General features: G+C 40.8%; 24 protein-coding genes. 10 read left to right on the forward strand and 14 right to left on the reverse strand.

The genetic code is table 11. The features are described from left to right. The first annotated feature begins 6 nt into the window (after positions 1-6). Both M5F03_RS15735 and M5F03_RS15740 read left to right on the forward strand, forming a co-directional pair. Positions 7-576, forward strand: coding sequence for a hypothetical protein (locus M5F03_RS15735; protein WP_249708851.1), 570 nt, complete (start codon positions 7-9; stop codon positions 574-576). 142 nt (positions 577-718) lie between these two features. Then, on the forward strand, positions 719-1018 hold the full coding sequence (locus M5F03_RS15740) for a DUF3817 domain-containing protein (RefSeq protein WP_078189335.1): 300 nt from the start codon (positions 719-721) through the stop codon (positions 1016-1018). 79 nt (positions 1019-1097) lie between these two features. Here the strand turns inward: M5F03_RS15740 and craA are convergent, their stop codons facing one another. The 5 genes from craA to M5F03_RS15765 all read right to left on the reverse strand — a co-directional run bounded on the left by craA (position 1098) and on the right by M5F03_RS15765 (position 7196). Then, positions 1098-2327, reverse strand: coding sequence for a chloramphenicol efflux MFS transporter CraA (gene craA, locus M5F03_RS15745; RefSeq protein ID WP_180077089.1), 1230 nt, complete (start codon positions 2325-2327; stop codon positions 1098-1100). A 250-nt stretch (positions 2328-2577) separates the two neighbouring features. Next, positions 2578-3459, reverse strand: a complete 882-nt coding sequence (locus M5F03_RS15750; RefSeq protein ID WP_249708853.1) for a pirin family protein — start codon at positions 3457-3459, stop codon at positions 2578-2580. 102 nt (positions 3460-3561) lie between these two features. Beyond that, on the reverse strand, positions 3562-5139 hold the full coding sequence (locus M5F03_RS15755; RefSeq protein ID WP_249708855.1) for an SIR2 family protein: 1578 nt from the start codon (positions 5137-5139) through the stop codon (positions 3562-3564). An 85-nt stretch (positions 5140-5224) separates the two neighbouring features. Next, positions 5225-5596 (reverse strand): hypothetical protein, encoded by a 372-nt coding sequence (locus tag M5F03_RS15760; RefSeq protein WP_078192499.1) that lies wholly within the window; start codon positions 5594-5596, stop codon positions 5225-5227. A gap of 190 nt (positions 5597-5786) precedes the next feature. Next, positions 5787-7196, reverse strand: a complete 1410-nt coding sequence (locus M5F03_RS15765; RefSeq protein ID WP_078189543.1) for a D-2-hydroxyglutarate dehydrogenase — start codon at positions 7194-7196, stop codon at positions 5787-5789. Between the two features lie 372 nt (positions 7197-7568). Here M5F03_RS15765 and serA point away from each other — a divergent pair, with 372 nt between their 5' ends. From serA to M5F03_RS15780, 3 genes are all read left to right on the forward strand, one after another. Next, complete coding sequence (gene serA / locus M5F03_RS15770; protein ID WP_078192852.1) at positions 7569-8801, forward strand: phosphoglycerate dehydrogenase; 1233 nt, start codon at positions 7569-7571, stop codon at positions 8799-8801. Positions 8802-8918: 117 nt separating this feature from the next. Beyond that, entirely contained in the window at positions 8919-9788 is an 870-nt protein-coding gene (locus M5F03_RS15775) for an EamA family transporter (protein ID WP_249708857.1), read from the forward strand. A 220-nt stretch (positions 9789-10008) separates the two neighbouring features. Continuing rightward, positions 10009-10887, forward strand: coding sequence for an EamA family transporter (locus M5F03_RS15780; RefSeq protein WP_180145428.1), 879 nt, complete (start codon positions 10009-10011; stop codon positions 10885-10887). Between the two features lie 85 nt (positions 10888-10972). Here M5F03_RS15780 and M5F03_RS15785 read toward each other — a convergent pair whose 3' ends face one another. From M5F03_RS15785 to truB, 3 genes are all read right to left on the reverse strand, one after another. Continuing rightward, positions 10973-11434 (reverse strand): hemerythrin domain-containing protein, encoded by a 462-nt coding sequence (locus M5F03_RS15785; RefSeq protein WP_249680046.1) that lies wholly within the window; start codon positions 11432-11434, stop codon positions 10973-10975. A gap of 135 nt (positions 11435-11569) precedes the next feature. Continuing rightward, positions 11570-12343, reverse strand: coding sequence for a sulfite exporter TauE/SafE family protein (locus tag M5F03_RS15790; RefSeq protein ID WP_180059151.1), 774 nt, complete (start codon positions 12341-12343; stop codon positions 11570-11572). Between the two features lie 24 nt (positions 12344-12367). Further along, the gene (truB, locus tag M5F03_RS15795) at positions 12368-13276 is read right to left on the reverse strand and encodes a tRNA pseudouridine(55) synthase TruB (protein WP_249708922.1); all 909 of its coding nucleotides are present in this window, start codon (positions 13274-13276) and stop codon (positions 12368-12370) included. A gap of 153 nt (positions 13277-13429) precedes the next feature. Between truB and M5F03_RS15800 the strand changes: the two genes are divergently transcribed. The 5 genes from M5F03_RS15800 to M5F03_RS15820 all read left to right on the forward strand — a co-directional run bounded on the left by M5F03_RS15800 (position 13430) and on the right by M5F03_RS15820 (position 19205). Beyond that, positions 13430-14458 carry a lipase secretion chaperone gene (locus tag M5F03_RS15800; RefSeq protein WP_180004766.1) on the forward strand — a complete coding sequence of 343 codons (1029 nt, stop codon included), beginning with the start codon at positions 13430-13432 and terminating at the stop codon, positions 14456-14458. 42 nt (positions 14459-14500) lie between these two features. After that, complete coding sequence (locus M5F03_RS15805) at positions 14501-15481, forward strand: esterase/lipase family protein (protein ID WP_372491160.1); 981 nt, start codon at positions 14501-14503, stop codon at positions 15479-15481. A gap of 394 nt (positions 15482-15875) precedes the next feature. After that, complete coding sequence (locus tag M5F03_RS15810) at positions 15876-16853, forward strand: esterase/lipase family protein (RefSeq protein WP_443611949.1); 978 nt, start codon at positions 15876-15878, stop codon at positions 16851-16853. 202 nt (positions 16854-17055) lie between these two features. Continuing rightward, positions 17056-18021, forward strand: coding sequence for an esterase/lipase family protein (locus M5F03_RS15815; RefSeq protein ID WP_111884169.1), 966 nt, complete (start codon positions 17056-17058; stop codon positions 18019-18021). A gap of 224 nt (positions 18022-18245) precedes the next feature. After that, positions 18246-19205 carry an esterase/lipase family protein gene (locus M5F03_RS15820; protein WP_249708863.1) on the forward strand — a complete coding sequence of 320 codons (960 nt, stop codon included), beginning with the start codon at positions 18246-18248 and terminating at the stop codon, positions 19203-19205. Positions 19206-19268: 63 nt separating this feature from the next. Here M5F03_RS15820 and rplS read toward each other — a convergent pair whose 3' ends face one another. The 6 genes from rplS to M5F03_RS15850 all read right to left on the reverse strand — a co-directional run bounded on the left by rplS (position 19269) and on the right by M5F03_RS15850 (position 22447). Next, entirely contained in the window at positions 19269-19640 is a 372-nt protein-coding gene (rplS, locus tag M5F03_RS15825) for a 50S ribosomal protein L19 (RefSeq protein ID WP_078189351.1), read from the reverse strand. 139 nt (positions 19641-19779) lie between these two features. Then, positions 19780-20520 carry a tRNA (guanosine(37)-N1)-methyltransferase TrmD gene (gene trmD, locus M5F03_RS15830; protein ID WP_111884167.1) on the reverse strand — a complete coding sequence of 247 codons (741 nt, stop codon included), beginning with the start codon at positions 20518-20520 and terminating at the stop codon, positions 19780-19782. Between the two features lie 42 nt (positions 20521-20562). After that, the gene (gene rimM, locus M5F03_RS15835; RefSeq protein ID WP_078189353.1) at positions 20563-21111 is read right to left on the reverse strand and encodes a ribosome maturation factor RimM; all 549 of its coding nucleotides are present in this window, start codon (positions 21109-21111) and stop codon (positions 20563-20565) included. A gap of 17 nt (positions 21112-21128) precedes the next feature. Further along, positions 21129-21386 carry a 30S ribosomal protein S16 gene (rpsP, locus tag M5F03_RS15840; protein WP_078189354.1) on the reverse strand — a complete coding sequence of 86 codons (258 nt, stop codon included), beginning with the start codon at positions 21384-21386 and terminating at the stop codon, positions 21129-21131. Between the two features lie 147 nt (positions 21387-21533). Beyond that, a complete protein-coding gene (locus tag M5F03_RS15845) occupies positions 21534-21986 on the reverse strand; it encodes a type IV pilin protein (protein ID WP_249708865.1) in 453 nt (150 codons plus the stop codon). A gap of 5 nt (positions 21987-21991) precedes the next feature. Continuing rightward, positions 21992-22447 carry a type IV pilin protein gene (locus M5F03_RS15850; RefSeq protein ID WP_180126905.1) on the reverse strand — a complete coding sequence of 152 codons (456 nt, stop codon included), beginning with the start codon at positions 22445-22447 and terminating at the stop codon, positions 21992-21994. Between the last annotated feature and the right edge of the window lies 1 nt (position 22448).

Here is a 22448-nt window from a genome sequence, read left to right on the forward strand (position 1 = left end):
AGACTCATGATGAAAATGCTTAGTTTAGGTTTTAGACGCCTCATATTACCTACTATTGTGGCGACCTCATGTTTAGCTGCGTCTTCTGTTTTTGCAGCACCGACAGCACAAGATTTGAAGCGTATTTTGGAATGTCAGGCCGATTACGACACTTATCATGACACTTTGCTCGATTATGAAAAGGCTCTGGGGCAATTGGGCTGGAAACGCCATGATGACCCACATCAACCGTTTATTTATATCTATAAAAATAAGCAGCCTGTTGAATTTTTTGGCATGCCGACCCAAGAAATTGGCCTGTCTTCCAATGCCGTATTCGCGATCTATCGCCAAGCCGATGTGAAAAAACTTGCCCAAAAATATGGTATTGAACAGCATCCGATGTTTGCCAATATGCCGTTTTTCCGTGGTGAAAAAATCCTACGTACGGAAGCTGAAACGGATGATCTGCATGCGATCAATCACAAACTAAGCCTGTCTGAAATGACCGGAAAAAGCCCGATGATTTTATTCGGCTGTAACTATGAATTTGATCAGGGTTCAATTGAGGATGCCTTAGCGGATCTAGAAAATTAATCCGAGCAGACGACTCAGAATTAACTTTGAAAACATCAACTTAGATTCAATATGCGGATCAATTATTTCAACGGGAATGCTTCGTTCCTGCAGTGCTTTCAGGTAGACTCAAGGCTGAAATCACTTTGAATTTAGACTTCGCATGAATATCAAGACCTTACGCTTTGTGGGCCTACTCGAAGGCATCTCCTTTTTATTATTGTTGTTCATTGCTATGCCAATGAAGTACCTGATGGATAATCCAATATTGGTCAAATACGTCGGTATGGGACATGGCGTCTTGTTTATTGCCTTCTTGGTGGTGCTATTTGTGGTCTGTGAAAAGCAAAAATGGTCGCTTAGCGTATTTCTAATGGGCTTAATTGCATCGATTTTGCCTTTTGGTCCATTTATTTTCGATCGTAAATTAAAAAATGCAGAACAACCTGCAACATCAAATTAAGACGGTATACAACAAATAAAAAAGCCCAATGTTGTTCTACACAGCATTGGGCTTTTTCTATAATGGCATGGACTCGAATTTAAAATTCACCCGTCAATTTACGCTGTCGCATAATATCTCGTACCACCAAGCGTGGTAGGCTGAACCACAAGATAATGAGGGTAAAACCCGCCAAACTATAGGCCCAAAGTCCAAAGTTTTCATATAGCACGCGCACGATTTCGATCACAGCAAAGAACGTCAGCATCATGATCACAGACACTGCCGCAGCCACTGTGCCCTTCGACATTTCAGACGACATTAAGGCAAAACGATAGAGCACAGAAAAGCTAATCCCTTCACCAAAACTGACCAAACTCATACCAAGAATGAGCAATGTCAGAAAATAACTTTCAGTCATCGTCCCAATCACCACGAGGCTCGTCCCGAGTAACATCAGCGGTAGCCCGATCATCACAGACTGACCTAGAGGCAATTTATCGATGATTTTAATCAGGACAATATTACCGATGATCAGACCGCCCAAAACGGGAAACTGTGCCATGCCATATTGCATGCTACTCAGTCCTAGCTGCTCCACCAATATGACTGGAGATAGCGCAATCCACAGCATCAGTGGCATTGCCACCATCGGTAGACCCAGTGTCAGTGCCAAAAAGCGCTTGTTTTTTAACACCTGTTTAAAGTCATCAATGATATAACCCACCGGTTGCTTGGGGATGCTGATGTGTTGAGTCGGCATCTTGGCCTTTAAACCAAACCAACTCAGAAAAGATAAAAATGCGATTCCAATAAAGCCCCAATGCCATGACACATGATCAATCATAAAAGCACCGAGGACGGGTCCGATCAGTGGCGCTAGTAATGAAATATTCGCCATGATCGCCATGACTTTGATGGCATCTCGCTCTTCAAAAGTTTCCTGAACAGCAGCATAGCCCACAGCTGAAATGACCGATAAACCAAAACCTTGTAAAAAACGCAAAGTTAAAAAGCTTTCGATATTATGCGTGAGCAATATCGCTAAACAGCATAAGCTAAAGAATGCCACACCACCCAACAAGACTTTTTTACGGCCTAATCGGTCTGACAAGGGGCCTAATATCGCAGCGACACAGGCACCTCCCAATAAGTAAAATGACATCGACGAGGGTGCCCATGCACTACTCACGCCAAACTCTTGGGTAATCGCAAGCATGGCGGGTTGGACTAAGTCGTTTCCGATATAGACAGAAAATTCAAATAAAACCAGTGCCAAGGGAAACATTAAGGTAGCACGACTTAATTTTGTGGTTTGTACGTTTTGCATTGTTATCTACATATCAAATGTGTGCTGTCGAGCTTGAAATGACAAATAGGGAGAGACACTTCAGCCCAATGACGAGCACTGTAATATTAATTTTAAAAATGAATTTGCGGCGTATCCGCCATATGTGCGTCGTATTCACAAGACGCTAGATAGAGATAAAATGAACTTCAACGAACCGATCTGTCGGTTTGAGTCCGACTATTTTAACAGTGTTTGCTGGCGTTGTATTGGTCTTTTTATCTAGCCACTTTTATGGCTTTTCATTGTCTGCTTTTTGGATAAAGCGACCTTGTTTTAGGTCCTCATAGGCTTGCATGACTTCTGCAAAATGATTCATCACAAAATAGCCTCGCCCATAGATGGGTTCATTTAAAGGCTGCGCCGATAAATACAATATGTGGCTATCTTCGACTGCCGTCAATTCGACATTTTCACCTTGGCTCGACATGACTGCCATATGCTGTGCATTTAACTGTTCATCTGTTTCAGTAAATTTCAGTTTGCCTGAGCGTAAATACACAAGTGTGGTATCCCCTTCTTGTGCAGGTAGTGTGATACTTTGATTGGCACTGACAAAGACATCAAATACTTGCATGGGTGTATGTGTCTCTGCAGGGCCATGGGCTGTTAAATATTGCCCTGCAATCACCCTTACATAACCAGCATCTTGGGCTAAATTCATAATAGGAATACTGGCTTTGTCTAAGCTCTGATAGCGTGCAGGATTCATTTTATCTTTAGCAGGTAAATTGACCCACAATTGCAATATTTCAAATGCTCCGCCCCGCTGTGCAAAGGCATGGCTAAAGACTTCTTCATGCTGAATGCCTGAAGCAGCAGTCATCCACTGTATATCGCCCTCACCAATGACACCACCGCCGCCAGTTGTATCATGATGTTCAAGTTCACCTTTAAACACCAAGGTGACGGTTTCAAACCCTCGATGTGGATGTTCCAATACGCCTTTTTTCAGTTTGGTTGGTTTCAAAACCCCAGGCCCTAAATGGTCGAGTAATAAAAACGGCGAAACGGTATTGCCCAACTCATAATGGGAAAAAACTGAAGTCACTGGTGCAAAGTCACCCACGGGTGAACCTGAGTCATTAACATGAATAAAAGCGAGGGTTTTCATATTGTTTTAGGTGTATTTAGGATCGTTTGATCTTAGCCTACCAAAGATAGCTGATTCGATAGGCTAAATGGTTTTCAGTATCGCAGTTTTAGGATGAAATAATTAACTATCAAACTCCAACTCTTGACCGTGACGAAGCCAATCGTAAAAAACAACAATTTTTCGAAATGGCGATGAATAGCTTCCTTCTTGGGACTTCGCATAATTTTTTTGCAGGTAACTTTCTAATAAGCTTAAATCAATATCTTCAAAATATGCGACCCAAGTTACGAAATCATACTCCGTAGCTATTTCCAAAAAATCCTTAAAATTCTGATTACTATATTTTTCTTTAAATTTTGATGCTGAACTACTTGCACCATAAAAATCTTGTTTTTTAAAAGGTCTAAAAGTATTTTTAAATTTTACCCCAATAAATTTTTTCAATAGATTAATATCATTTGGATAAGAACTTAGTTTTAAGATATTTGATTGTTTTAAATATTTAAATAATGGAACAAATTTTGTCTTTGCATTAAGAGATGGTAAAGTCCGACTTAAAATGAAATCACAGTTATAATTTTCATCATTAAATATAACATCCCTTATTAAATCAGAAGTATCCATACCATCATACCCTTTTTCTCCTAATTGATTTGTTACCCCTATACCAAATACTATTTCTACATCTTTAAAATTATCTATTTTTTCATAATCAATTACTGATATCTTTGAAGCTGGGTCAATTTTATCAACTAGTTCATATACTCTTTCTTTACACATCCTTAAAATATGAGCTGGTAATTTTCTCTGAAACTTACTTAAAGATTGATAGATAGGCATAAAATCATCTGTTTTTATTAGCCTAATTGGAATTTGTACATTATCTATTGTGATTGAAGAGTTCTCTATTCGAGGTTCCCCATCACCTTTCAATCGATTTACAAAAATCAAATTATCACGTAATTTTTCAAGATTATCCTGACCCGAGCACAAAGCAATCGAATGTAATAATGCTTTTATATTTTTATCTGTAAGGGAGTATCCAATAAAAATTACAGGATGTTCTACAAAAATTGTAATTAGTTTAGAAGCAAGATATGCATTCTTTGCATTAAAATCTTTGTAATCATCATCCGTTAATATCATTGAATCGAGATCCGAACAACAGCCATGAATTTTGTAAATTTCACCAATATTCATAATATTAGAATACAAAATATCTTGTTGACCCTTATACACTTCATATTCAGGAAAAATTTTTTCTATTAATAAATCCCAATTTGTGGTTATCACCCCATCTATTTCACATTCTTTTAATAACTCTAATTCTTCATATAATGCCAATGATTCCAATGGAATATTATCTGTTTTGGCAGCTAAATACTTTGCAATCTCATATCTTAATGGGGAATCCCTAAATGATAACTTTGGATCTTCAGATCTACTAACTTCATAATCAGAATGTGACCACCAGTGTTCAAAAAAATCATCTGCTAAATGCTTTGCTGACTCTTCAATACAACCATTAGCTTTACTTTTATAGTAGGAGTAATTTCTTAAATGCTCACAAAACTTTGATAGTAGCCCCTCCCAGCTTTCCAACTCGATATATCTTTTTGAAAAGCCTGAACCTAAAAATAGAAACGGTGCAGATTTTTTTCTTTCTAATAAGCTCGTTAATTCTTGTTCAATTTCCATTATTTCCCCAATAAAAAAGCGCATCAATCGATACGCTTTTTATGAGGCACACATGCCTAAATTTCAACCATAAATCAAAGATTTATTAAGGACACTTCGCCGACTGGAAAGTCTTAGTATTTTTACCACGTTGGCACTGATATTCCTTTTGCGTATTTACACGCTGCCAGTCACCATCCACCAATCTAAAACTATAAATAGTACGAATTGATTTCACCGAATCATCCATCAAACCCGTTTCCGTCACTTTCACCTGCCCCGCATTTGGCGACTCAACACGGTTAAAGTACTGACGAATTTCCACAGTCGACAGCTCTTTACGCAAATCAGGACGTTCTTTTAATACCTGATCGAGTGGCGTAGCAGAAGAACCGACTTTAGACACAATTTTCTGCGTTGTCGCACAACCCGCCAACATCCCCACACACAATGCAGACACAGCAATTAAACGATACATAGAAGCAACTCAAATTTATTATTCAGACCTATCATGCCGAACATTTGTCCAAAACACTATTTAAGCAATGTAAAAGAAGTAGTCCAGTCCACAAAATCAATGTGCTGTTTCTCATCCATAGGCGGCTAAAAAGCATGCTATAGCCATAAAAAACGCATCCGAAGATGCGTTTTCAATCGTCTTTAAAAAATTAAAGATCGAACAATTTACCTGGGTTCATAATCGCATTTGGATCGAATACTTTTTTCAATGCTTTCATATATTCGATTTCTTCTGCTGAACGTGTGTAATCGAGGTAAGGCTTTTTAGTCATACCCACGCCATGTTCTGCAGAAATTGAACCGTCATATTTTTTCACAGTTTCAAATACGTATTTGTTTACCACTTGGCATTTTGCAAAGAATTCGTCTTTACTTAAATCCGCAGGTTTCAAAATATTTAAGTGCAAGTTACCGTCACCAATATGACCGAACCAGCAAATTTCAAAGTCTGGGTAGTTCGCTTCCACAATTGCATCAATTTCTTTAATAAATGCAGGCACATGTGTAATCAGAACTGAGATGTCATTTTTGTATGGAGTGAACGGTGCGATTGACTCTGAAATGTCTTCACGTAAACGCCATAAGCTATGTACTTGGTCTAAGCTTTGGCTCATCACGCCATCCAGTACCCAGCCTTGTTCCATGCAATGTTCAAAGATTTCCATTGCCGCATCCATGATCGGTTCAAATGGTGCTTCAAACTCAAGTAAAACATAGAACGGACATGGTGTTTCAAATGGACGTTGTACATGACCATTGTCCAATACTTTTTGCATTGCAAGCTCACCAAAGAACTCAAATGCAGTCAGGTCGATTTTCTTTTGGAAGGCATGTAGAACAGGCATAATCGCATCAAAATCAGGCACACCGAGAACCAATACTTGTAAGTCATGGGGTTGGCGTTCTAGTTTGATTTCAGCTTCAGTCACGAGGCCCAAAGTCCCTTCACCACCAATAAATAAGTGTTGAAGCGCATAACCCGTCGCGTTTTTGATCATGCCTTTGTTCAAGCGCAGGATGTCACCTTTACCTGTAACCACGGTCATGCCCAACACCCAGTTACGAGTCATGCCGTATTTAATCACTTTAATACCGCCGGCATTGGTACCAATGTTACCGCCAATTTGTGATGAACCAGATGATGCAAAATCGACTGGGTAATACATACCTTGTTCTTCAGCATAATTCTGAAGTTGTTCAGTCACCACGCCTGCTTGTACGCGTACCATCCGGTCAGCTGGGAAGAATTCCAAGATTTGGTTCATCTTGTCCATGCTTACCACGATTTCACCGTTAGCAGCCACAGCACCCGCAGACAAACCTGTACGACCGCCACTTGGGGTAATCGCGACATTAAATTGGTTTGCCAGCTTAACAATTTGTTGAACTTGCTCTGTGCTTGAAGGGAAAACGACGACCGACGGGTTTGGATCGAAGTGCTTAGTATGGTCACGACCCCAATTTTGGAGACTATCCGCATCGGTTTTAATTCGGCTTTCGCCAACAATAGCGGTCAATTGGGTCAATAACTCTGGGGTTAAAGCGACTGGAGCATTCATCGTTTTCAGACCTTGCAAGAAGTAAACAAGTTTTTTTAAAGGTCCAGACTTCATTCAGTCAAAACTGCGGTAACGCATATTTCAAGGGAAAAAGCCTGAAACAGAGCGCATCAAAATGTCAGGGACTTGGTCATGATGATTTTGAGCGGCACCATTATAAGCTATAACTGGGCTTTTTTTGACAAAACCCAAAGAAAAACGTGATTTCAAAATGTCACGAGGAATATGACCAAGTTAATTAGACCAAATCTAAAAAAATTGACTCATCATTCGCCAAAATAGCCATGACGTCAGTCATAAAGGAAATGTATATCAGGCGACTTCCTATGCTATTATATGCGCACTAAATTTGGCCTTTGTAGCGGAGCCGTAATGAGCCAACATCTTTCTTTACCTAAAGATAAAATTCGTTTCTTGTTGTTAGAAGGCGTTCACCAAAACGCAATCGACACTCTAAATGCTGCTGGATACACCAACATTGACTACCGTAAAACTGCGCTTGAGGGTGAAGCGTTGAAAGAAGCGGTTAAAGATGCTCACTTCATTGGTATTCGTTCACGTACTCAATTAACTGAAGAAGTTTTTGAAGCGGCGAACAAACTGATTGCTGTGGGTTGTTTCTGTATCGGTACAAACCAAGTGAACTTAAATGCTGCAATGATTCGCGGTATTCCAGTATTTAACGCACCATACTCAAATACGCGTTCAGTTGCTGAACTAGTACTTGCTGAAGCGATTCTATTACTTCGTGGTGTTCCTGCAAAATCTGCTTCAACTCACCGTGGTGGTTGGAACAAGTCTGCAGTCGGTTCATTTGAAACTCGTGGTAAAACTTTAGGTATTGTTGGTTACGGTTCGATTGGCTCGCAACTTTCTGTACTTGCTGAAAGTTTAGGTATGCACGTAATTTATTACGATGCCGTAACTAAACTTCCAATGGGTAATGCACGTCAAGTCGGTTCTATGGGTGAACTTCTTGCCAATGCAGACGTCGTATCTCTACACGTTCCAGACGTTCCATCAACTCGCAACTTCTTCGGCAAAGACCAATTTGCTCAAATGAAAGAAGGCGCAATCTTCCTCAATGCTGCACGTGGTACATGTGTCATCATTGAAGATCTTGCTGATGCAATCAAATCTGGTCATATTGCTGGTGCGGCTGTAGACGTATTCCCTAAAGAACCTAAAGCAAACGGTGAAGAATTCGTTTCTCCACTTCGTGGCTTAGACAACGTGATTTTGACTCCTCACGTGGGTGGTTCTACGATGGAAGCGCAAGCGAACATCGGTCTTGAAGTTGCTGAAAAATTCGTTGCTTACTCTGATAAAGGTATGACTTTATCTGCAGTGAACTTCCCAGAAATCGCGTTACCGTTGACTGAAGGCAAACACCGTTTACTTCATATCCACAAAAACGTGCCAGGCGTTCTTTCAAAAATCAACAACTTGTTTGCTGAACACGGTATCAACATCTCTGGTCAGTCTTTAATGACTAAAGGTGATGTGGGTTACTTAGTGATGGACGTTGACGCAACTGCTTCTAAAGAAGCATTGGATACACTTCACGAAGTTGAAGGTACAATCCGCGTTCGCGTATTGTTCTAATTTAATTAGACACTGAAGCCACAGCCTTCGGGCTGTGGTTTTTTTATTGTTATAAAATTTTAAAATCTGGCTAGTGCCACTCTCCAGCTCTTCGAGTCATCGAAACAAATTTAGTTTATGCCAAATTTTAAAGTTGCACCGGCTGTCCAAGCACCGCTGATCTTGCTTATTGCCATGATCAGCATGCAAAGCAGCGGTTCATTTGCCAAATATCTTTTCGGTCAATTTCCCATACTGACCGTCTCGGCCATGCGTTTAATGCTAGGCGCTTTGATTTTGGCGATTATTTTTAAAATTTGGCAGATCAATTTTAAACAAGTCAAATGGTCTGCGATTATCAGTTATGGCTGTGCTCTTGCAGGCATGAATATGCTATTTTACTTGTCGATTGATCGTCTCCCGCTCGGCATTGCCGTGTCTTTTGAATTTATTGGCCCTTTAAGTGTTGCACTATTGGCAGCAAGACGAAAATTCGACTTCGTCTGGGTCGGCCTTGCAATTCTAGGCCTAATTTTGCTGTTTCCATTTGATCAAGCAGCACAACGTCTTGAACCAATTGGGATCTTGCTTGCCCTCGGTGCAGGTGCGTGTTGGGCACTCTATATCGTGGCAGGTCAAAAACCATCAGGGGTCTCAGGCAATCATACCGTTTGCTTAGGCATGTTCGTCGGCATGTGTGTTCTGATGCCCATCGCAATCTTTGCAGGTATGCCGGCACAGGCGTTTGAGCCAAGTAGTCTGCTGTATTTTATTGCACTTGCGACCTTAGCTAGTGCTTTACCTTTTACTCTAGAAATGATTGCGCTACGTAACATGACTGCGCTGAGTTTCGGTACACTCATGAGTTTGGAACCTGCTGTTGCCGCTCTCTCGGGTTTTATCTTTTTGCATGAACAATTGTTATGGACACAATGGTTGGCATTGGCAGTGATAATCAGTGCTTCGATTGGCTGTACTTATACCACGCAAAAGGCCAAATCAATTTAAATTCAAACCGCCTTAATCTTTTGAAAATATCTCCATTTTTTATTTTGAATTTAAAAATGGTGGCGATTTAAAGACGATTTTTTATATTCAATTTTTTTAAATTCAAAACCTGCAAATTGCATTTCTGCCTCTGAAAAGTCATCAATAATTCAATATTAACCGCTATACTGAGCAGAATTAAAAATTGGGGTACTTTGTTCCCCCCACCACAGCGTGCCGCATGCCAAACTCACAATTATTAGCAGTCGTTTTCATGGTACTTTCCATGATCTCCTATCAAATCAGTGCATCATTCGCCAAGCAATTATTTTTGGTGCTTGATCCACTCAGTGTGACCATTTTACGACTCTGTTTTGCTTCAATTATTATCTGTTTAATGTTTCGTTCATGGCACATTTTAAAACGGCTGTCTTTTTTAAAATGGCGGGATCTGCTCTGCTATAGCGCGGCACTCTGTTTGATGAATGTGTTGTTCTATATGTCACTGGGTAAATTGCCACAAGGCATTGCCGTGGGTTTAGAGTTTATTGGCCCTTTGGGTCTGGCATTGTTATCCATTAAAAACAGCAGTGATTATATTTGGGTCTTTTTAGCAATCTTAGGCATTACCTTGATGGTGCCTTGGGGACAAGCTCATGATGGTAATTTCTCAATACTTGGGGCAGCCTGTGCCTTAGCAGCGGGACTCTGTTGGGCATTCTATATTTATTTCGGGCAAAAAGTGGTACATCAAAATATTGGTATGCATGCGCTAACGATTGCCATCACACTGTCCGCACTGACCTTGCTCCCGATTGGACTATATAACAATGCTCCCGCCCTACTCGATACCCAATATTGGCCGAAAGCCTTATTAATTGCGATTTTAGCCACGGCCATACCTTATGCACTGGATTTAAAAGCGTTAAAAATCCTCAGTAAACTTAGTTATGGGACTTTATCGAGTTTGTCGCCTGCATTAGCTGCCATTACAGGTATGGTTCTGCTTGGCGAAAATATTGGGACGTGGCAATGGGTGGCCTTAGTCTGCATTATGTTGGCGTCCGTCGGGGTGACTTTACGTTCCTCTCGCAATACTCCGAGCAGCGTATCAGACTAAATTTTTATATTTATAGTTGAAACAAAAAGACGGCCTCTGCCGTCTTTTTTTTGATTTTGCATTCGTCTTCAGGCTTCACTTGCGTTTAGCCCGTCAAACTGTCTTTATCTGCTTTCTTGTATTTCTTATATTCCGCCAAATATTGTTTGGCTAAACTTTCCTTTTGTTTTTCATCTAAGATTTTACCCGCTTGCTGAAAAAAGCCGTGCTCTTCTTCCTGCAAATGATGATGTACCGTTTCAGATAACTTTTTCGCAATCGCCAACCAACCTGGATTACTAAATTCAGTTTCCGTCAGTTGTTCTAATAATTCATCCATCTCATGATGTTCCGCCAATGCATGACGGGTGATGTTTAGGCCTGAATCAGTCATCATTAACGGGATGTAAAAATAACGATCTTCGCCAACAGCATGAGCAAACAACTCATTTTTGAGCAGCTCAAATAAATCTCGACGCTCAGCTGTATCCCCTGATGTTTGAATGAGTTTTTCAGCAAGTTCACGTTGCTTTTCATGACTTTGGCGTAAAGCTTCAAATATATTCATTGTAGTGATGACCTCTGATGCTTAGCTAATTGTGTATTATGAAATTTAATTATTATCCACAACTCAAACGAGTCGCTTATTTTCATACTAATCATTTCAGCGACAGAATTCAGCAACGCTCTGTTAAGATTTGTTTTAAGCTTGTCCCGTAAAGGTTTGATAACCCAACCGTACAATCAAAATACTCACCAAAATCAAAAATAGAATTCGAATAAAGCCACTACCGTATTTAATTGCCGCACGTACACCAACGATCGAGCCTAAAATATTTGCTACAGCCATCATTAAGCCTATCGCAAATAACACATGGCCAGTGGGCGCAAAAAAACTCAGTGCTGCAAGGTTGGTGGTTAAGTTGGCGACTTTTGACAAAGCAGAGGCATGTAAAAAGTCTGCTTGTAGATAACGAATAAAAAAGAAAATAAAGAAACTGCCAGTGCCAGGTCCAAAGATGCCATCATAAAAGCCAATCACCAGACTACCAATAGCGGCAAAACCGAGGATTTTAGGAGTCAGTTCTTGGCGTACATGCACCTGACCAAATTGTTTTTTGGCAAAGGTATAAATCGCAATCACGATCAACATGACCAAAACGAAAGGACGTAAGACTTCTTTTGGAATCATTGATACACAGGCTGCTCCCACAAAGGAGGCAACAAATGCACAGCTTGCAATGACCGCAAGTAATTTCCAACGGAGTTTGACTTGGCGTAAAAAAGAATAGGACGCCGAAGCCGTACCAAAAATCGAAGACAACTTATTGGTGCCAAACACCGTCGCCGGAGATAAGTGCGGCATGGCATTCATAATGGCTGGAATTTGAATTAATCCTCCGCCCCCCACTGCTGCATCAATTGCACCGGCAAAAAATGCAAAAAATAAGAGGCTTAAAATAATTTCAAAGTCCATAAGAAGTCTTCAATGCTGTATCAGCTACTCTAGATTTAACACACGCTTAGGCACCAAACGTTTACGGTCTGTAATTTCAGCCAGCCCTAAACAACGCTCACCATCAAATACCAAAACCTGCGCTTCCGCAGCATGCTCAATATTACTTTCCATTCCACGACTAAAATATTCAGCTCGACCTTCCGGCGCTTGCACTTTGCAGAAATGATCGACAGGCGAATACACCGGCAGCAATAATGCTTCACGCTCAGCTTCGGTCAGACTCTCTAAATATTCAATGGTAAAGCTTGGGTTAAGATCAAAATGACCGGTTTGAATACGGTGTAGATAGGTTAAATGTCCAAAAGTACCCAATGCTTTGGCAATATCTTCGCCTAATACACGAATATACGTGCCTTTGGAACAGGTGATGTCGAGTGTAATACTATTCTCATTAAATGATAATAACTCGATGGCATAAATCGAAATTGGACGTGCTTCACGCTCAATTTCTATGCCTTTACGCGCCAACTCGTACAGCGGGCGACCTTCCTTTTTCAATGCCGAATACATGGGTGGAATTTGTTGAATATCCCCTACAAATTGCGCCAAGACATTTTGAATATTTTCTTCAGTCAATGTTGGAACAGCTTGCTCTAATAGTATTTCACCTTCCACATCACCCGTCGTGGTACTGTGTCCTAAAAAGACGGTGGTTTTATAACGTTTAGTCGAATCCAATAAAAAATGCGAAAACTTTGTTGCTTCACCCAAACAAATCGGCAATAAACCTGAAGCCAGCGGATCAAGCGCACCTGTATGTCCTGCTTTTTGTGCTCGATACAACCAACGCACTTTTTGTAATGCAGCATTCGAGCTAATGCCCAAAGGCTTATTTAATAAAAATACACCATGTACAGGACGACGCTGAATCTTAGGAGAAGCTTTTTTCATGACTAAAATAGGGCAAAAAGAGAACTGCGCCATGGTATCAATCCATGCTAAGCGTTTACAACTTTTCTATGTTTTTATCTGCGTTTTATGTCATATTGAGTTCGCATTTAGAACTCTAAAACAATTAAAAACGGAATAAAGGTGCATTGGGATATGCAAAAAAATAAACTTTGGCTCATCATAGCCTTGGTCGTTATCGCAGTTGCTGCATTCATATATTGGCTTGCGCCAAAAGCATCACAAAATGATCCTTCAGATCAATCGATTCAACAACAAAATACGCCTTTAGCTCAGGGCGAAACCGCTACGGCTCAAGCAACAAGCGGTTCTTCGCTGCTCAGTCCAAGTCAACAAGACACGGAAGTTAACTGTCAAATCAGTATGGATGGTTCAAACCGTTTGATCGTGAATGAACAAACACGGAATTGCTTTGAATATTTCATTACTCAGTATGGTGAAAAGTCGATAGATCAAATTAAAAAGGATTTTAAAGCCTACATTGCACAAGGTCATAAAGAACCTGCGCTGTCCCAAATTTATGATTTGTGGGATCGTTATATGAAATATCGTGAACAGTTAGGTCATTTACAGCCACCAAGCGACGACAAAGAATCACCACAATACTATCGCTCGATCTACAGCAGCACCCAGAATTTAAGAAAACAGTTCTTTTCTGATTATGAAATTGAAGGTTTATTTGGCAAGGAAAATACTTATCACGAATACACGCTGAAACGGATGGAAGTAGTAAATGACAAAAAACTGTCTGAATCAGAAAAAGCCAAAAAACTAAAAGCCCTGTTTGATGAACTCCCAGAAGATTGGAAAGAAAATCTGGAACAAATCAATAAACTTGAAGATTTACGCAAGCTCACAGCAGACATTAAAGCCCGTGGTGGTTCAAGCGAAGAAATTCATCAAATGCGGTTAAATTTAGTGGGTCCAGAAGCTACTCAGCGCCTTGAAAATCTAGACAGCCAGCGCAGCTCTTGGAAATCTAGCGTAAATCAATACCTCACAGAGCGTGACAGCATTGTGAAAAGCAATATGAGTGACAGTGCGAAACAACAAGCGGTGCAGCAACTCCGTAATCAACATTTTAAATCGAAGGAAGATCAGCTCCGCGTCAGTACCTTTGAATCTGTGCATGATCAAGGTGGAAAATTACCTTTCGCAGAATAACTGCAAACAACAATTTAAAAACAACCTCAATTTCAGGATGAAATGATGAAAAAACCACAAGCTCTTTTATGCGCAATCATCGCTACATCAGCAGTGATCGCCAGCACACAATCCCAAGCGGCGGCAGGACTCCAACATGTCACCGCCAACAGCTCGGCAAACTATGCCAAGACCAAATATCCGATTGTGTTTACCCATGGTATGTTCGGGTTTACTCGCATTGGTTTTGACAGCTTTGGCATGGATTATTTTTATCAAATTTTGCCAGATTTAGCTCGTAATGGGGCCAATACCTTTGCCGCCCAAGTTTCTCCGCTAGAGTCGACAGAAGTCCGTGGTGAGCAATTGCTCTCTCAAGTCGAAGAAGTTCTTGCTCTGACCGGCCAACCCAAAGTGAACCTCATTGGTCATTCACATGGTGGACCGACAACTCGCTACATTGCAGCGATCAAACCTGAATATGTGGCTTCGGTGACTGGGGTTGCAGGCACTTATCGTGGCTCTCTAGTCGCAGATAAAATCCAAGCGAATAAAACTATTAATTCAGTCTTTGGGGTCCTTGGCGATCAACTCTTAGCACCGATTATTACTTGGGCTGAAGGCAACTCGAGTCTACCCAACAGTGTTGATGCATCACTTGCCGCGATCAGTGAAAAAGGTTCTGCTGAATTTAATGCGAAATTTCCAACTGCAGCACTGGCTGCGAACTGCAATCAGTCGGGTGCCAAAGTCGACAAAGGCGTGTATTACTACTCATGGACAGGTACAGCGCAAACCACGAATGTATTAGATGTACTAGATACAGTGATTAGTCAGCTTGCCCCTTTGGCCTATGGAAATCGTGACAATGACGGTTTGGTTGGACGCTGTAGCACCCACATCGGACAAGTGATCCGCGACGACTACAATCACAACCACTTAGATGAAGTGAATATGATCTTTGGCCTACGCAGCCTATTTTCACCTGACCCAGTTGCGCTCTACCGCCAACATGCCAATCGTTTAAAATTACAGGGACTTTAACTCAAAAGTTAGTTCCCTTTCAGCACTGAACAGGACGTCTTTGGACGTCCTTTTTTGTTTACAATTTTTTTTATTTGTACGCATTAAACAATTTAATTCAATAAGTTCTTAAATGATAACAACTAAAATAAACGATAAAAATAAAAAACGAATGTATATAAATATACTTGTCACCTCAACGCCGTCCATGTCCTAAAATGACATGGAATTTCAAACCGAGGATGAAAAAATGACAAGGCATCTTTGTCTATTCAAACTCTCTAAAATCAAAGATATGGCTTGGCCAATCACAAAGATGTTGCTTAAAAACAGAGAGTATTTTCATTATTAAAAAGTAATAAAAACAACATCAGATCAAGGAACATTTATGCGATCTTTAGTAAACACGGCCAAGATGGCCTCTGTAGCTGCAGGCTTAGCGATGAGTATATCGGCAAGCACTCAAGCTGCGCCTAGCGTCCTCCAGGTGAAGGAAACGGCAAAATCTGACTACGCAAAAACCAAATATCCAATTTTAATGGTGCATGGTTGGCTCGGTTGGTCACGTATCGGTACCGACACCATTGGACTGGATTATTGGTACCAAATCTTGCCAGATATGGCACGAAATGGCTCAACCGTATTCGCAGCGCAATTATCTCCTGCAAATACTACAGCACATCGTGGTGAGCAGTTAATTGCACAAGTTGAAGATGTTTTGGCTATTACAGGGAAGCCAAAACTTAACTTAATCGGCCACTCTCATGGTGGTCCAACTGTATTGTATGTTGCTCAAACAAAACCACAGTACATTGCGTCTATTACAGGTGTTGCAGGTACCTATCACGGCTCTAAAGTAGCGGATGATATTCAAGGCAACTCACTTTCTCGTACTGCCTTCAATATTTTAGGTGATTATATTGTCGGCCCACTGATTGCTTTAGGTCAGGCAAAACCTGAGCTTGAAATTGATTTCGATGCTTCTATGAAATCATTATCACAAACAGGTTCTGCTGCATTTAACAGTACGGTTGCACAATCTGCTGTAACTGACGGTGTTTTGGCATCTTCAGAAAATTGCAGTAAGAACTTAAAGCAAGTCGACAGCAAAGGCATTCAATACTATTCATGGACCGGTGTTGCGCAAACCACAAATCTACTTGATATCGACACGATCCTGATGCAACTCGGGCCATTGTCTTATGGCAATAAAGACAATGACGGTATGGTTGCACGTTGTAGTGCTTATATCGGTAAAGTCATTAACGATAGCTACAAACTTAACCATACCGATTTAGCTAATATGATGTTTGGCTTAACAGGGCTATTTGCACAAGATCCTGTGGCGCTGTACCGTCAACATGCAAACCGTTTAAAACTGCAAGGACTTTAATTCTTATCGTTGAAATTTAAATGCAATAAGGGGGCTTCGGCCCTCTTATTTGCTTTTATCAATCTGAAAATTCATGATCTTTTATTTTGTTACATTTAGCGTCACAGTTAATCTCTTTCAATTTGCAACAGGTGATCTTTATTGCTTTATTAGAAGTGACAATAAATATTGTCATAAAACAATAATACATTGAGGATCGCTCATGAAATACGGATCATTTTTAGCAGGTTTAATTGCAGCTACGTTCATCAGTAATGTATCTGCATCGCAAACAACCCAAGTCACTGCCAAAGCTAGTTCCAGCTATGCAAAGACCAAATATCCAATCGTATTCAACCATGGTATGGGTGGTTTTATTACCGTTGGTACGGACTCATTTGGACTCGACTATTGGTATCAAATCCTTCCTGATCTTGCCCGAAATGGTGCAAATGTTTGGGCAACTCGCGTATCGCCTTTTAACTCTACCGAAGTGCGTGGCGAACAGCTTCTACAACAAGTTCTTGAAATCCAAGCACTCACAGGTGCGGATAAAGTGAATTTAATTGGACATAGTCATGGTGGACCAACGATTCGTTATGTTGCCGGTGTTCGCCCAGATGTAGTTGCTTCATTAACCAGTGTTGCAGGACCTCATCAAGGATCCCCTGTTGCAGACTTAATTTTAAAAGCTGAAGGCACCGCTGTCGAAGCACCCTTGGTTGGAGCTGTGAATTTTGTCTCTAAAGCCATCGTTTGGGCGCAAGGTCTAGATCCAAAGACTTATCCTCATGACGCATTGGCAGGTGGTTCAAGTTTAACGCTAGCGGGTTCTGCAAAGTATAACGCCGCATTCCCTCTGGGCTTACCTAAATCCAATTGTGCTGATGGCAATAGCGTGGAAAAAGGCATTTACAACTATTCATTTACAGGCGTTGGCCAAATCACCAATATTTTAGATTTAGACTCAGCCCTAAAAGTGACCGCATTACTGATCGATGGCGGAAAAGACAATGATGGCCTCGTATCACGCTGTAGTGCCAAGTTTGGTAAAACCATTCGTGATAACTACAACTGGAACCATTTAGATGAAGTCAACCAAGTGCTTGGTCTCAAAGCGTTGTTCGCACCAGATCCTGTCGATGTTTATCGTCAACATGCCAATCGTTTAAAACTTCAAGGTTTATAATTTAGTAAAGCTATACATTAAACCCTGTAAATTCAGGGTTTAATGATATTTTCATTAATCTATTTACAAAATATCTTTCATTCTGTCGATTAGTTCTCACATTTTGCTTTCCTTTTTTTATAATCCTTAATGACAATAAAAATTGTCAGATAGGCAATTTTGTCTATTTCCAAACTGAACTAAATCACAGTTTGAATACCAAAACAAAAAGAAAGGAATGAAAAATGAAAGGAAAATTGCTCTGCGCCACGCTCCTTGCAAGTATGGCAGTGACCCAAACGCATGCTGAATTGGGTATACAGCAAGCGACCACTAAAAAAGTCATCGACAATTATGCTGAAACCCAATACCCCCTAGTGTTTGTACACGGGATGTTTGGTTTTAACCGCTTAGGCGGTGCCGTTTTTGGTCTAGATTATTGGTATCAAGTTCTCCCCGATTTGGCAAGCCATAAGGCAACGGCCTTTGCTACTCAAATCTCCCCATTGGAATCCATTGAAGTTCGCGGTGAACAACTGTTAGACCAAGTTGAACAAGTAGTTGCCATTACTGGCAAACCCAAAGTGAATTTAATTGGTCACTCACATGGTGGCCCTACGGCTCGATATATTGCTGGCGTACGACCTGATTTGGTTGCCTCTGTCAGTACAGTCGCAGGCACCAATGACGGTTCACCTGTGGCGGATTTAGTACAGAGCGTACCGATTTTAAATGGCGTATTAGCGACTGTTATGGATGCATTAATGACCCCAGTGATTAACTTCGCCCAGCAGTCCAATCTGCCTTCAAATTTTAAAGCTTCGATCTACAGTATGTCTCAACCGGGTGTGAAAGCCTTTAATGCAAAATTTCCACTCGGTATGCCTGCAACCAAATGTGCTGATGGCCCAAGTGTTGCCAATGGCATTAGCTTCTATTCATGGACAGGTATTTCCAACACCACCAACTTACTTGATCCAGACACGATCTTTACCGCAATGGGGCCAATTGCATTTAGCGGACAACCGAACGATGGCTTAGTGAGCCAATGCAGCAGTAAATTGGGTAAAACCATCCGTGATAATTATAAGTGGAACCATTTCGATGAAGTCAATCAAGTATTAGGCTTGAAAGGCTTATTTGCACCAGACCCTGTTTCAGTCTACCGTCAACATGCCAATCGTTTGAAACTTCAAGGGTTATAATTTTCTTTCTTGCATAAAAAAATGCGCCTAAAGGCGCATTTTTTTACAGCGTTGTAAAACAAATTATTTTGCTTTACGAGCTGGTAATTTTTCACGAATACGTGCAGCTTTACCAGACAATTCACGTAGGTAGTAAAGTTTAGCACGACGAACGTCACCACGACGTTTCACTTCGATACCAGCAACGATTGGTGAGTGAGTTTGGAATACACGCTCAACACCGAAACCGCTAGAAATTTTACGTACTGTGAACGCAGAGTTCAAACCACGGTTTTTCTTAGCAATTACAACACCTTCAAATGCCTGAAGACGTTCACGCTCACCTTCTTTTACTTTAACTTGAACAACTACTGTGTCACCAGGAGCAAAAGCAGGGATGTCTTGTTTCAACTGTGCATTTTCAACAGCTTGTACTAAAGGATGTTTACCGCTCATGGGGTATCTCCAATTATGCGAGTTAGAAGAGGTCTAATCATCGCTGGGGCTAGAGGCTAAAGCGCATAGACCCGATTGACTTTCCCTTTATGCTTGACCGCTTCAATGCATAAAGAGCCTAATATAAGATTTAAAAAATTTAAACCTGGGAATCTTTTAGCCATTTCTTTTGCTGCTTGGTCAATTCAACTTTTTCAACCAACTCAGGTCGGCGTTCTAAAGTGCGTTGATATCGCTGCAAAAACCGCCACTTCTCAATATTGGCATGATGTCCTGATTTTAATACTTCAGGAACATCTAAACCTTCAAAATGGTCTGGCTTGGTATATTGTGGGCAATCTAAAAGACCATCCACAAATGAGTCTTGCACATGTGATTGCTCATCAGACATTGCACCCGGAAGTCTCCGAATCACACTATCCAATAAAACCATCGCAGGGAGTTCACCACCAGATAAAACATAATCGCCTATTGACCATTCCTGATCAACATATTGTTGGATCAAACGCTCATCAACTCCTTCATAACGACCACACAATACAATTAATCCATCATATTTGACGAAATCTTGTACTGCAGGTTCATTTAAGGTCTTACCTTGCGGTGACATATACACCACAGGTACATGAACAGCACCCGCTTGCTTGGCAAGCTCTTTGGCACGATGAATTGCTTTCGCTAATGGCTCAGCCATCATCACCATACCTGGACCACCACCAAATGGACGTTCATCCACTCTTTTGTAGTTGCCCTCAGCAAAGTCGCGTGGATTGATACAATGAACTTGCACAATGTCACGTTTTGCTGCGCGCCCGCTAATACCGTAGGCTGTAATCGCTTCAAACATTTCAGGAAAAAGCGTAATGACTGCAAAAAACATCGCAGACTCCTCTATTTTCCTGCTGCGTCAATCCTTAAAGGATTAATAATCTACGCCCCAATTTACGTAGATACGACCAGCTTCGAGATCAACACGCTGTACTACATCTTTATGCCATGGAATCATTCGCTCTTCGCTATCGACACTGTCAGCAGTAGCGCGAACTACCATCACGTCGTTAGCACCTGTTTCAAACAATTCGTGGATTTGACCGAGGTTGACTTCTTGTTCATCTTCTCCAAGACCTAACACTGTTAAGCCCTTCAAATCTGACCAGTAATACTCGTCCACGCCTGCTTGAGGCAGTTGCGATTTAGAAATCCAGATATTTGCGCCAACCAAGTTATCTGCTGCGGTACGATCACTCACACCTTTTAGCGAAACAACCAAGCCTTTGCCATGTGGTTTCCAACGTTTTACATCTACTGTTTGCCAACCTGCTTTGGTCTCAATGTACCAAGGGAGGTAGTCAAAAATATTGCTCATAGGTTCTGTATTGGAATAGACCCAGAGCCACCCATTTAATCCATATGCTGAACGTAGCTGTCCAATCTGAATACGATCTTCGGGAACATTCTGTGTTGGTGTCATGGGCAACCTACTACTAATTAAGCAGTAGCTGCAGCTTTCTTAGCTTCAGCAGCTAAAGAAGCAACACGTTCTGAAGGTTGAGCACCTTGTGAAACCCAGTGAGCAAAACGGTCAGCATCTAAACGAAGTTTTTCTGCTTTACCTTGAGCTGTAGGGTTGAAGAAACCGATACGTTCGATGAAACGACCGTCACGTGCATTACGGCTATCAGTCACAATGATTTGATAGAACGGACGTTTTTTAGCACCACCGCGTGCAAGACGAATAACAACCATGATAGAACCTTATAGTTTTTACGGATTATCCCTGTACCGACCATCGATACATTTCAAACCCCTTTCATAGAGGGCAATATTTTACGTGAAATTTGCCCTGAATGAAAGATCAAAAAGTGTTTATCCACAATTTTGAATTTAAGGTTATTAGTTATTCCAAGATGAAGTATCAGTAAGATCAGCAATAGTACAGGTTCGGCCTTTTGACCAATATTTTTGACTCCTATGATTTATACATATTGAGCCATCATTTTGTTGAGATGTTCCTAAAACTGGTGTTGCAATCAATGCCCAAGTTGTAGGTGTAACATTGGTCAATTGAATAGTATATAAAACTGTACCTTGACTAGGAATTTTCCCAGAATGCTGTAAATCATTTAACGTCATCGGCACTTCAACATTATTTATCAATGGGACGTATGAAAAATTCGCAATTTTAAAACGCTGAATTCGGTTTGCTAGGTCAAGCATTTCAGACTGTGCTTCAGCTCTCTTAGTTTTTCTAACATGTTCTTGGTAAGAAGGATAAGCAATGGCGGCAAGTATACCTAAAATTGCAACCACAATCATAAGCTCAATAAGTGTGAAGCCTTTTGTCATACGATTCACCATTCTTCACGCCCCGTATTTTCTGTACCACATGAAATAGATGCAGAATCGATAAGACTAGCCGTTTTATTTTTACACCGTACACCAGTACTAGACATTAAAAAATTGTAATTCTTTGGATCTGTAGCCAACGCTGTAATTAACCATGTCTGACCACCAACACCTGGTACTACTGTAAAATTATATTTTACAGCAGCCCCCGTCGCACCTCTAGGCTGTACATTCATCCCTGACGGCATTACAAAACCTTGATAATTAAAATTTCTAGATTTATGACGATCTAAAGCCATAGCGATTTGTTGTATTTGATCTTGAGCCTGCGTAGCCTGAGACCGACGAATGTACTCTTGATAAGATGGAATTGCAATTGCGGCAATAATTGCCACAATCACCACTACTACCATCAGCTCGATTAGTGTAAAGCCTGATTGGAAAAAGTTTTTTCTTTTCATT

Origin of the sequence: Acinetobacter amyesii (assembly GCF_023499985.1) — a bacterium.
Classification (GTDB): Bacteria; Pseudomonadota; Gammaproteobacteria; order Pseudomonadales; family Moraxellaceae; genus Acinetobacter; species Acinetobacter amyesii.